The organism is Marinifilum sp. RC60d5, assembly GCF_052400665.1.
Taxonomy (GTDB): Bacteria; Bacteroidota; Bacteroidia; order Bacteroidales; family Marinifilaceae; genus JBQTGK01.
The window spans coordinates 278064-290205 of record NZ_JBQTGK010000003.1 but is presented as its reverse complement, the minus strand read 5'-3'; the positions used below and the strand labels follow the sequence as shown (position 1 = coordinate 290205).

General features: G+C 32.5%; 11 protein-coding genes. 6 read left to right on the top strand and 5 right to left on the bottom strand.

Annotation, left to right across the window (positions count from 1 at the left end; genetic code table 11):
* Nucleotides 1-41: 41 nt before the first annotated feature.
* Nucleotides 42-947, top strand: a complete 906-nt coding sequence (xerD, locus tag ACT3CE_RS08735) for a site-specific tyrosine recombinase XerD (RefSeq protein ID WP_444709385.1) — start codon at nt 42-44, stop codon at nt 945-947.
* 413 nt (nt 948-1360) lie between these two features.
* Nucleotides 1361-3019, top strand: coding sequence for a phosphoenolpyruvate carboxykinase (ATP) (locus tag ACT3CE_RS08730; protein ID WP_444709384.1), 1659 nt, complete (start codon nt 1361-1363; stop codon nt 3017-3019).
* A gap of 43 nt (nt 3020-3062) precedes the next feature.
* On the opposite strand, the gene ACT3CE_RS08725 is transcribed toward ACT3CE_RS08730, so the two are convergent.
* Nucleotides 3063-3770 (bottom strand): NRDE family protein, encoded by a 708-nt coding sequence (locus ACT3CE_RS08725; protein ID WP_444709383.1) that lies wholly within the window; start codon nt 3768-3770, stop codon nt 3063-3065.
* Between the two features lie 235 nt (nt 3771-4005).
* Here ACT3CE_RS08725 and msrA point away from each other — a divergent pair, with 235 nt between their 5' ends.
* Nucleotides 4006-4632: a peptide-methionine (S)-S-oxide reductase MsrA gene (msrA, locus tag ACT3CE_RS08720; RefSeq protein ID WP_444709382.1), complete on the top strand. Its 627-nt coding sequence runs from the start codon at nt 4006-4008 to the stop codon at nt 4630-4632.
* A 155-nt stretch (nt 4633-4787) separates the two neighbouring features.
* Nucleotides 4788-5477: a hypothetical protein gene (locus ACT3CE_RS08715; protein WP_444709381.1), complete on the top strand. Its 690-nt coding sequence runs from the start codon at nt 4788-4790 to the stop codon at nt 5475-5477.
* On the opposite strand, the gene ACT3CE_RS08710 is transcribed toward ACT3CE_RS08715, so the two are convergent.
* The 4 genes from ACT3CE_RS08710 to ACT3CE_RS08695 all read right to left on the bottom strand — a co-directional run bounded on the left by ACT3CE_RS08710 (nt 5435) and on the right by ACT3CE_RS08695 (nt 9086).
* Nucleotides 5435-6511 carry an AMP-binding protein gene (locus tag ACT3CE_RS08710; RefSeq protein ID WP_444709380.1) on the bottom strand — a complete coding sequence of 359 codons (1077 nt, stop codon included), beginning with the start codon at nt 6509-6511 and terminating at the stop codon, nt 5435-5437. The two genes, ACT3CE_RS08715 and ACT3CE_RS08710, sit on opposite strands and share 43 nt — an antisense overlap.
* Before the next feature lies 1 nt (nt 6512).
* On the bottom strand, nt 6513-7556 hold the full coding sequence (locus tag ACT3CE_RS08705) for an o-succinylbenzoate synthase (RefSeq protein WP_444709379.1): 1044 nt from the start codon (nt 7554-7556) through the stop codon (nt 6513-6515).
* 49 nt (nt 7557-7605) lie between these two features.
* A complete protein-coding gene (locus tag ACT3CE_RS08700; protein WP_444709378.1) occupies nt 7606-8508 on the bottom strand; it encodes a 1,4-dihydroxy-2-naphthoate polyprenyltransferase in 903 nt (300 codons plus the stop codon).
* A 209-nt stretch (nt 8509-8717) separates the two neighbouring features.
* A complete protein-coding gene (locus ACT3CE_RS08695; RefSeq protein ID WP_444709377.1) occupies nt 8718-9086 on the bottom strand; it encodes a hypothetical protein in 369 nt (122 codons plus the stop codon).
* A 136-nt stretch (nt 9087-9222) separates the two neighbouring features.
* Between ACT3CE_RS08695 and ACT3CE_RS08690 the strand changes: the two genes are divergently transcribed.
* Both ACT3CE_RS08690 and ACT3CE_RS08685 read left to right on the top strand, forming a co-directional pair.
* Entirely contained in the window at nt 9223-11088 is a 1866-nt protein-coding gene (locus ACT3CE_RS08690) for a sensor histidine kinase (RefSeq protein WP_444709376.1), read from the top strand.
* An 11-nt stretch (nt 11089-11099) separates the two neighbouring features.
* Nucleotides 11100-11675 carry an HD domain-containing protein gene (locus ACT3CE_RS08685; RefSeq protein WP_444709375.1) on the top strand — a complete coding sequence of 192 codons (576 nt, stop codon included), beginning with the start codon at nt 11100-11102 and terminating at the stop codon, nt 11673-11675.
* The last annotated feature ends 467 nt before the right edge of the window (nt 11676-12142 follow it).

The following is a 12142-nucleotide window of genomic DNA, read 5'->3' as shown; positions in this document are numbered from 1 at the left end:
AATTACATACAATTAAAATTACATACTAAAAACTGAAGAATATGAATTGGACAACAACAATTGAAAATTTTAAGACCTACTTGACTCTGGAGAAGTCTCTCTCCAAGAATTCTGTAGATGCTTACATTAACGACATCACTAAACTTACTACTTTTTTTAGAGAAAAAAATATTGAAGTTTCTCCTGAAGAAGTGGTACTTCAACATCTAAAAGATTTTGTTGCCTGGATTAATGATGCAGGAACCAGTCCTCGTACACAAGCCCGTGTAATATCAGGAATAAAAGCATTCTTTAAGTATTTATTACTTGAAGAAATTATTGAAAAAAATCCTACAGCTTTACTAGAAGCTCCAAAAATCGGACGTAAACTTCCAGATACTTTAACTACAGATGAAATTGACATCTTAGTTAAGGCTGTAGATATGAATAAATCAGAAGGACAAAGAAACAGAGCTATTCTTGAAACTCTATACTCTTGTGGACTAAGAGTATCTGAATTGATTGATTTACGTGTTTCAAATCTTCATTTTCGCATGGGTTTTATTAAAATTCATGGTAAAGGAAACAAAGAGCGTTTAATTCCAATTGGAAAAAAAGCTAAAAAGGAAATTAAATTATATCTTAAAAACTATCGTGGTAAATTAAATATAGATAAAGACAGTGAAGATATTCTTTTCTTGAACAGAAGAGGAAGAAAATTGTCTCGAGTAATGATTTTTACGATTATTAAGAACCTTTCGAAAAAAGTAGGTTTAAAGAAAAATGTTTCTCCTCACACTTTCCGTCACTCATTTGCTTCTCATCTTGTTGAAGGTGGTGCTGATTTAAGGGCTGTTCAAGAAATGTTAGGTCACGAATCTATTCTTACAACTGAAATTTACACTCATTTGGATAGAGAGTATTTAAAAGAAACTATTAAAAACTTTCATCCAAGATCTAAAGACTAATTAATTTAGCCCCTTACCTGTTTTTTTACAGGAATTTAAAATATTATTATTTTTAAACCTCCAAAACTTTCGTTTTGGAGGTTTTTTTATAACTTCAATGTTGATTTTAGACACAAAATTACCTACTCAAACTTACTTCAAATATTGCATAATATTTGTCCTATTTATATGATCTAACGTTATTGCAAACGTTTGTATTTCAATAGAAAGAAATAATTATCTTAAACAAAAGATATGGGAAAAATTTCTAAAAATCATACAATTCATGGACCCTAGATCAATCTTCCCCATGATAAAGGTAGTAAAACTTCCTGAAAAACAATACATTAAAAAATTAGAAAAAATTTTATTCTGGTAGGATTTATTCATACAGTATCATACTTTTGATCCTCCAAACCAAAATTATATGCCAAATGAACGTTATTGAAACAAGTATGATTGAAAAGTTAAAAAAATCATTAAAAAAACATTCTAACATTCAAGAGAATCTTCCAAGGGAAATTCTCATTTCTCGGGCTGTAGAAAATAAAGATGCAATATTAACCCCAAATGGAACATTAGCAACATGGACTCCGGCTTGCTCAACAGGAAGAAGCCCTAAGGATACATATATTGTGAAAAACCCTGAAAGTGATTTTAATATCGATTGGTCATCCCCAAATAATATCGGTATGAATGAACATACCTTTACAATGATTTTTGAGGATGCACTTGAAGTTATTGCAAACAAAGAAACCATTTACGTTACCGATAGGGTAATTGGGGCAGATTCTAAGTTCGCATTACCAGTAAAAACAATTTGCGACAATACCTTGAGTCAGGTTTTTGTTGACAACATGTTTAGACCTATACCTTCGGATATTAAAAATTCGGTTTTTGCTGATGATGAATTTCATTTAATAGCTTTACCAAAAAATAAACTCAATAAAGACCGCTATAAAGGTTTAGTTCGCAATTTACCCAATGGAGATACTTCAGATATCTGCGTAGTAGTTGATTTCGACAAAAAAATTGGAATCGTATTTGGTTCTGCCTATATGGGTTCAATTAAAAAACTCATGTTTACCGTTATGAATTATTATTTACCATTTAAAGGTGTTTTACCTTTACATTGTTCGGCAAACGAAGGTAAAAATGGCGATTCTGCTCTTTTATTAGGCTTATCGGGAACAGGAAAAACAACACTATCTGCAGATCCACACAGAGCCTTATTGGGCGACGATGAGCATGGCTGGAGTGATAATGGCATATTTAACTTTGAAAACGGCTGCTATGCTAAAATGATAGATATTAAGCCTGAAAACGAACCTGAAATTTACGATGCTGTAATGCACAACGCAGAATACACTAAACATGGTGCTATTCTAGAAAATGCAATGATGTATCCAAATGGAGAAATTGATTTCTTTGACGATAGATATACTCCAAACTCGAGAGCAAGTTACCCGCTTACATTTTTAAAAAACATAAAAGAAAGTTCTACTTCTGGTAATCCAACTACAATTTTATTCCTTACTGCCGATGCATACGGAGTATTGCCTCCAATCTCAAAATTGAGCAAAGAACAAGCTATGCTTTGGTTCCTTATGGGATATACATCAAAATTAGCAGGTACAGAAACTGGAGTTACCGAACCACAAGCTACATTCTCTCGTTTCTTTGGGCAACCATTTATGCCTTGTAATCCTAGTATTTATGCCGAAATGCTAGGCGATAAAATGGATAAGCATAATACAAATGTATTCCTTATTAATACCGGATGGAGCGGTGGATCTTATGGAACCGGATCAAGAATTAAACTTAAATACACCAGAGCAATGGTTGAGGCTGCTCTTAATGGAAATTTAAACGGAGGTGAGTTTATTAAAGATGATTTATTTCATTTAGACATTCCAAAAGCTTGTGAAAATGTGCCCAGCGAAATGTTAAACCCAATAAACACATGGGAAGATGCTAAAAAGTACAAAAAAACTGCATTAAAATTAGCTAAACAATTCTCTGATAATTTTGATAAAGCTTACGGAGAACAAAACATAAAAGCCGAGATTATAATGCAATGTCCTGGTAAATAATAGAATTTAGAGAATAAACAAGAGCTTAAAAAAAAGCTCTTGTTTACTTTAAAGCAACTTCTACTTTTTTATCTTCTAAAAGATTTTCATAATACATTGCTAATTTTTTATCCGATTTTCGGATTTGTGTTATACTAAGTGTTTGCACTTTATTTTCACTATTTATTAACGTCGTATTCAACAAATCATCAATTCCCATATTTTTATGAAAGTTTAATACTGATTCCTGCGAAAAATCACTTCCTGCAAGCCAATTCCTAAACTTGATTCGCCTCAAATTCTGATTTTCATCATCAAATAATACACAGGAAGCCCATAGTGCAGGTTTTTGAGAATCTAAATTCCTGTAATGGAAATTAGAGCCATCCCAACGCAATTCTTCTAGCATAAGTTCCCTATCCGATCGGATAATTACAATTGTGAATGGCTCAACACCATCAAAATTGTAATTCAATATAAAATCTAAAGTTGAATTATAATTTAAAAATTCCAACATTACTTTTCCCCGACTTATTTTATAGGGCGGATTACTTTCATGTTTATTAAAAGCACCATTTAAAAGGCACATAGAAAAAGTAACCGTACACAAAATCCAGGTTCCTTTTTCTTTTTTATCTTCCGGATATAAAACTCTCGCACCATTTACTAAATTATTTACAGGCAAACCAGCCTCCCGAGCAGGCATTTCGTCTCTATTGGTTGTAAATAAATAGTTATGCTTGTCTAATGGTATAAAAGTTAAAGTACACATAAAATAAACAACTTGTTTTAATATATCAAATCTTAAAAGATATATACAAAGTATCAAATTATCAATATATATCATAGTATTTTACATGCTCTCCTACTACTTATAAATCATTAATAAATCACAATTCACTTTAAAAATTAAATAAATACAAAATATAGCAAATCTTAATTTTGATTACAACAATGATTTAAGTACATTAAGAATGAATATAAATAAGAGCTTAAATTAAGTACAGATGAATAAATTAATAATAATATTTTGCCTGTTTTTTTCTGGATTTACTAGTTCAACAAATAAAGAAAATCATGATATGAATAAAAAAGAAACGACTAATATAAATACAGCAACATTTGGAGCTGGATGCTTTTGGTGCGTTGAAGCATTGTTTCAGGAATTAAAGGGAGTTGAAAAGGTGGTATCAGGATATATGGGAGGAGAAACACAAAACCCAAGTTATAAAGAAATTTGTAGTGGCGAAACGGGACATGCCGAAGTTTGTCAAATCAGTTACGATTCCACTATTATTAGTTACGATGAACTGCTTGAGGTATTCTGGCAAACACATAATCCAACAACTTTAAATCGTCAGGGTGCAGACAGAGGAACGCAATACAGGTCTGTTATCTTTTACCATTCTGATCGACAAAAGCAACTCGCCGAAGTCTATAAAAAAGAACTGGATAAATCTGGTGCCTGGGATAATCCAATTGTTACTGAAATTACAGAGCAATCTCAATTCTATCCTGCCGAAAACTACCACCAGGATTATTTTCAAAACAACTCAAATCAAGCATATTGTAGATTTGTAATTCAACCGAAAATGGAAAAATTTAAACAAGTATTTAAAAATAAATTAAAATAAGATAATAAGTCAAAACAGACATTTTTTTGCTTTCTAAGGTATACACTCGTTTGCGGAACAGTAAATAGATTTCCTAATCAAAACAAATACCATTAACGCTAACTGGATTCAATTAATATGTATTTTCACCTTCTATTAACCAAAAAATTTACTTTATGACTAAGATTATACTATTCCTATCTTTCTTTTTCTTTTTTACACCTATAAATCAAGGCTTTAGTGCAGATAAAGCAATTCACAAATTGCAATATCCAACTTATGGTATTTTGCAATACTTTGTTCCAACGCACTTATCTAAAACCTCGGTTAATTCACCTATCTGTTATCTTAATCAAAATTTTAAATCAGGTAAAATTATCACCAAAACCAAGGGAACAATTACGCCCGAAGGAATTCGATATAATATTTCTGAAGAAGTAATAGAATGTAAAATTAATAAGCAATATGGAAGGATCTCTTTTCCCAGGAAACTTTCAGAAGTTGAGATTGACGGAAATTTATTTGTATTTAAAAAGTACCTTTTAAAGGGTGATTCCTTAAATGGTTATCTTCAAAAGATACATGCAGGAAATAAAAATTTATACATTAAATATTCTATTAAAAAGTCCAGTTCTGAAACATCAGGATGGAATATCAAAAATGTATTTTTTGTTGAAGCAGACGGAAATTTTCCTAAAAAAGTAAATTCTTTAAAATCTGAAATTATTAATATTTACAAAGGAAAAGAAGCTTTCGCAAATTCGTTTATGAAAAAAAACAATTATAGTTGGAAAGAATCGAAAGCTTTAGTGCAATTGGTTACTTATCTTGAAAGCTTAGATGTCAGTAAAGTTACTTCACGCTGAATTTTTCCTGTTAATGTTCTTTTGAACTTTGGAACATAAAATATTTCCCGAGCCTGTTCGAATTTATCGAACAGGCTTTTTATTTGCCTGATCAATTCTTCTTTTTTCCTGGCTTCAGCTGTAGGACTCTCTATTAGCAAAATTAATTTTTCGCCTAAATGATTATCGGGTATACCTGCAAGAAAAAAAGGTTCTTCTATTAAATCCTGCAGTTTTGCCTCAATTTGCTCGGGAAATAATTTTATTCCTCCCGAATTAATTACATTATCGAAACGTCCCAACCACTTAAATTCTTTCTTACTAATAAGTTCAACCATATCGTTGGTAAGCAATTTTTGTTCTACTATTAATGGTGAACTTATACACAAACAACCACGATTATCAGTTGAAAATTCGGCATTACCCATTGCATAATATGAAGCAGATTTATTAGGTCCATTCAAACTTCGGAGAGCTACATGCGAAACCGTTTCAGTCATACCATATCCCACAAAACAGTGAGTTTTTAAAAGCTGTAAACTATCTTCAAGATGATTATCAACAGCTCCGCCACCAATTAACAGGTTTTTTATATGCTCTAATCCTGAGTTTTCGGATAAGGAATTTTTCACCTGTAAAGGAATCATAGCTGCAAAATCGATATTTCGACTCACATATTTTAGCGGATGGCCATTAGGTTCAACAGGGATAAGATTCAACTGCCATTCGAAAGCTCGCACCAGCATCATTTTTCCGGCAATAAAATTTGTCGATAAACAGAGTAATGCAGTTTGTCTTTTAGAAAATTCAAAAAATTCGCCCGTTAAACGAGCCGAATTTATCATTTTTTGTTTGGAAAGGATTATTTGTTTTGGAACACCTGTGGACCCAGATGTTTTAGCATGAACAAAATCTGAATTATTCATCCACTCCTGAATAAACCTGCAATAATCACATTCCCATTCATTAAGGGAATTAGAAATTATATTGTCACAATAGATACTCAGTTCTTCCTTGTTGTAATGTATCCCATTAATTGTAAGTTCGCTGTTCATCTCAGATTTTCTCCCACTTTAAACTTTTATCGTAAGCTAAAAAGCCTTTATCCATAAACAAAGGAGATGTAATATTGTTGGTATATATTTGTCCTGTTCCCAAACCTTGAGGCATTTTATTTTTAAGCGTATACGTCCATTGAGCAATCGCATTTAAACCAATATTTGACTCCAGTGCCGATGTAATCCACCAGGGAATTTTTCTTTCCTCGGCCAAATCAATCCACTCCTTGCTTCCTTTTATTCCGCCCAGTAAACTAGGTTTTAAAATAATATACTGAGGCTTTATTTGATCTAACAAATTCGCCTTATCCTGAAAATTATATATGCCTATTAACTCCTCATCTAAAGCAATTGGCAAAGGAGTTTTTGCACACAATGCAGCCATTTCTTTAATTTGTCCTTGCTTTATGGGTTGCTCAATCGAATGCAAATCAAATTGCGCCAGTGCATTTAATTTTTCCATTGCCAATTCTGGAGCAAAAGCCCCATTGGCATCAACACGCAATTCAACTTTATCGGCACCAAAATCATTACGAATAATTTCCAGAAGTTGCAGTTCTTCCTCAAAATTAATTGCCCCAATTTTCATTTTAATACAATCAAAACCAATTTCCAGCTTAGCCTGAATTTGTTCTTTCATAAATAATGAATCACCCATCCAAACCAAACCATTTATTGGAATTTGTGCTTTACCATTGGTAAAATCAGATGGAAATAATATTTTGCTTCCCGCCGATTTAAAATCGAGAAATGCGGTTTCCAAAGCAAAATATATGGAAGGCCATTCCTTCAATCCTTCTTCCAGATAATACCAAAAATCATCAATCTGATCACATACCTCTTTAATTTTCTCAACATACCCCTCACGATTATCAGGGCTTAAACCTTTAATAATAGAGCATTCCCCCACTCCTTTGATCTCAGGATTTCTATCATCCCAAATTCGAATAAACCAGGAATCTTTTTCTGTTAAAATTCCCCGCGAAGTTCCACTTGCTTGCTTAAATTTTAGTGGATAATAACTATAATCTGCTTTAAGCATTTTTATTTAGATATGAAGTTAAATATGAGACAATAAATCTTTTTTATGTTTATAAAATAAGTCCTATACCAAAACTTAAACTAAACAACAAAGCAGAGAAAGCTAATTTTTTTAGTTCAGGATCTAATTTTTGAGCTTCGGTATTTTTTAAAACAACCCTTATGTTTTGAATTAAAGGAGGAAAGCTAATTAGAAACAGAAATTGAAATGAATTAGTCCAATGCAATAAAACATAAATGCAAGCTGCACTCATTGCAATTACAATTAAAAAAAGATGATAAATTCTAGCTTTAGCTGATCCTATTTTAACGACTAAAGTTCGTTTTCCGTGCTTGGTATCATTTTCTACATCGCGCATATTATTTAAATTTAATACGCCAACACTTAACAATCCAAGCGAAGTAGCCGGCAAAAGCAAAGTCCAGTTTAAAGTTCCGGTATGCAAAAAATATGTACCTAAAACACCTGCCAATCCAAAAAACAAAAAAACCAGTAAATCTCCAAAACCATTATAACCATAAGGATTTTTTCCTACTGTGTAATTAATTGCTGCGCCAATTGCTAAAACACCTAAGCCAAGCATAAGAAAAGCCTGAGTATAATTTAACAATTGTAATGCCTCCCATAGCAAATACAAACCCGTTACAAAACTTAAGAAAACAAAAACAATTACCATACGAATCATTTCCTTCTTACTAATAATTCCACTTTGCACTGCACGTTCCGGACCAACTCTATTCTCATTATCAGCACCCGAAATAGAGTCTCCCAAATCGTTGGCCAAATTTGATAAAACTTGCAAAAAAAGAGTGGTTAGCATTGCTAAAACAAATATTTTAATACCAAAAACCCCATCGGATGCAGCCAGAAGGCTACCTAAAAATATATTAGAAAGTGCTAAAGGTAAAGTCCTCAATCTAAATGCATGTATCCATGCCTTTGTTTTGTTCATAGTTATATTCGATAATATTTAGTGCTTAAAGTTAGCAAAAATAGACTTGCCAACAGAAGCTAAAAAACAGGATCAGTTTCAGGCTTATATCATAAGTCTGTCTTTCAAAATAGTAATTCGTAAAATAATTCTGCACTAAAAAAACTCAAACAAAAAAAAGCGATGCTATGCATCGCCCTAATTGTTGACTAAATAATTGATTTAAAGATTTATGATTCTAGTTCTGGAGTAATAGTATTGGCAAGTTTCTTAGATAATGCAATGTATTTATCTTTAAAATCATCATGCTGTATGTATTCTTTAATTTTACTTTGCCAGGATTGCGCCTCATCCGAAAGCTCCATAATTCGTTTTTTATTTTCGATATTTACTGCACTTTTCTTTTCCTCTTCAACCACTTCTATATACTGATCAACCCACTTTTCGTATTGAAAAAGAAAAGCATCACGCTCTTCACGACTCGAAGTCTGATTTAAACTAATATCAGCCAAAGCCTCTGTTTCAATAAAAGCTGCAGCACCAATAGTCAAACCTAATCTTGCAAAAAAACCTCGTCTTGTAGTACTATGTTTCTTCATAACATTAATTTCAGATCTTTAATTCTTAAATCTACTATTTAAATTTGGTTTAAAAAAGAATTAGCTAGAGATATCCTGCTTATATAACTTACAATATCAATAAGCGTATAGTGTAAATAACCCAAAATTTAAAGTAATGCATAAACTCAAAAGCAATTTTCCCCTATTACTTTTCTGCTTATTACTAACTTTAACTAGCTATTTTTCTTCTTCTGCAAAAGATATCGTTACTAAAGAATATGATGTACTAATATTGCAAAGCTATCATCAGGGACTTGAGTGGACAGATAGTATTTCCAGTGGCATATTAAATGTGATGAATCAAAACCATCATATTAATTTGGTTTTTGAGTATTTAGATATTAAACGCAATGATAACGACGCCTATCAACTTGCACTTCAGAATATTTATAAAACAAAAGCAAAAGACATCCCCTTTAAAGCAATTATTGTTGCCGATAATGCTGCTTTCGACTTTATGTGTAAACATGGAAATCAATTTTACCCGAACATACCCGTAATTTACTGTGGAGTAAATAATTTAAATCCTGAAATCCTTCATAAATATCCTAATTTTCACGGATTTGGAGAAAAAGCAGATCATTATGGAACCCTATCTTCAATAAAAAAAATATTTCCACAAAGAAAAAACATACTGATAATTAACGATAATACCATAACTGGCAAAGCGATTACTAATGAACTTCGAAAAGTATTGCCTTTTTTTAAAAATGAGTTAAACTTCGAAGTCTTTTCCGATTTTTCCATTGAAAGTTTGCAAGAAAAAGTATCCAAATTAAGCGATTCTTGCGCAATTTATTTATTGGTACTTAATCGTGATAAGAACAATAAATTTATCTCTTACCGTAATGGCATTAATACCATTAAAAAAGTATCTAATGTACCGATTTTTGGTTCGTGGGACTTTTATTTAAACAAGGGAATTTTTGGAGGAAAAATTACCAGTGGATACCAACAGGGAAAAAATGCAGCCCTGCTAGCTCTTAAAATAATCGAATCGGGCAGCCAATCGATTCCTCAATATACCGAGCTGGAAAATACTTATATTTTTGACCATAACGAAATGATTAATTTTGACATAAAAGCTGCCCAATTACCTAAAGGAAGTCAAACAATTAATCAGCCAGAGACTAGTGATTTTCTTCTTAAAATAAGTTTGGCTTGTGTAATTATTTTAATTGTAATTATTTTTACTCTTCTAATTTGGTTAAAAAGCAAACAAAAAAGAGCCGAGCATTTAAAAGTTCTTGTCTCTGAAAAAACATCCGAATTAAATAAAACCAACTCGGAATTACAGCAAGCAATTACTGATAAAAATAAATTCTTTTCTATTCTGGCCCACGATCTTAGAGGTTCTATTGGTGTTATACTAGGTATTTCGGGCCTTTTAAATGATGAAGATTTTAAATTAAATCCTCCGGAAGGTGAAAATCTGGAAAAAGATTTGCTACATGTGGCCACTCAAACCAATGCTTTACTTGATGATCTTTTTTACTGGGGAATCAATCAATCGAAAGAAGGTCCAACCATAGAAATATCTCAATTCGATGTAAACGAAATCATACTTGATACTTGTAAAACATTTCAAATTAACCTTGGAAATATAAATTTTGAAACCAAACTACAAGAAAACCTAGTGCTGAATACCGACAAAAATATCTGCAAATTTATTATTCGTAATATCGTTCAAAATGCCATGAAATTTAGCCATAAAAATGGTAGCGTAATCATTAGCAGTTATAGCAAAAATAATTGTGTTTATGTAGAGATAAAAGACAATGGTATTGGAATGCCTCCGCATGTTGTTGAAAGTATTTACAAAAAATCACCAATCAGAAAAGAAGGTTTATCGGGACAAAGAACAACCGGATTAGGTTTATGTACTGTACTCGATTATCTGGAAATTATTAATGGCGAAATGCAAATTAATAGTCAGATAGATGCAGGTTCAACTTTTACGGTTATTTTTAAAGAAAATTAGAAATTAAACAGATGAGTAAAATTCCTACACGCCAAGAAGCATATAATTTACTAACTACTTACACCGAAAATCCAAGCCTACTAATTCATGCCAAAGCTGTTGAAGCCTGCATGCGATATTATGCCCGAAAACATGGAGAAAATGAAGAAAAATGGGGCGTTATAGGTCTGGTTCACGATTTAGATTGGGATAAATTCCCTGAACAACACTGTAAAAAAACACGAGAAATTCTAGAATCAGAAAATTGGCCCGACGAATATATTCGTGCTGTTGAAAGTCATGCTTATCTTACCTGTACCAAAGTAGTTCCCAAAACTACTCTCGAAAAAACTTTATATGCAGTTGATGAACTAACGGGATTAATAAGGACTACAGCCCTAATCCGCCCATCGAAATCGGTGTTGGATATGAAAGTAAAATCGGTGAAACGCAACTGGAAAAACAAACGCTTTGCTGCCGGAGTAGACAGAACAGTTATTGAGCGTGGGGCCGAAATGTTAAACATCGAGATTCCTGATTTAATTCACGATTGCATTGAGGCCATGAAAGAGGTAGCAGAGGAATTGGAATTAAAAGGAAATTTGTAGGAATAACCACGAAGTTCGCAATACAGGGGCGTAGCATGCTAGGTCTTTACTCAATACAGAATAAATTTAACCGAAATCAGTCAGATTCTCAATAAACAATTTGCATAGTGATTTTTCCAATCTGAATTTCCTACTTTATGCCCTTCGATAATATTTTACCGCTTGGATTTGACTAACTCTGATCGTCGAGAGCATTTTGCCATGTGGATTTTAACAACTCCACCTATCGAGAGCATTTTGCCACGTGGATTTTAACAACTCCATCTATCGAGAGCATTTTGCCACGTGGATTTTAACAACTCCACCTATCGAGAGCATTTTGCCACGTGGATTTTAACAACTCCACCTATCGAGAGCATTTTGCCACATGGATTTTAACAACTCCATCTATCGAGAGCATTTTGCCACGTGGATTTTAACAACTCCACCTATCGAGAGCATTTTGCCACGTGGATTTTAACAACTCC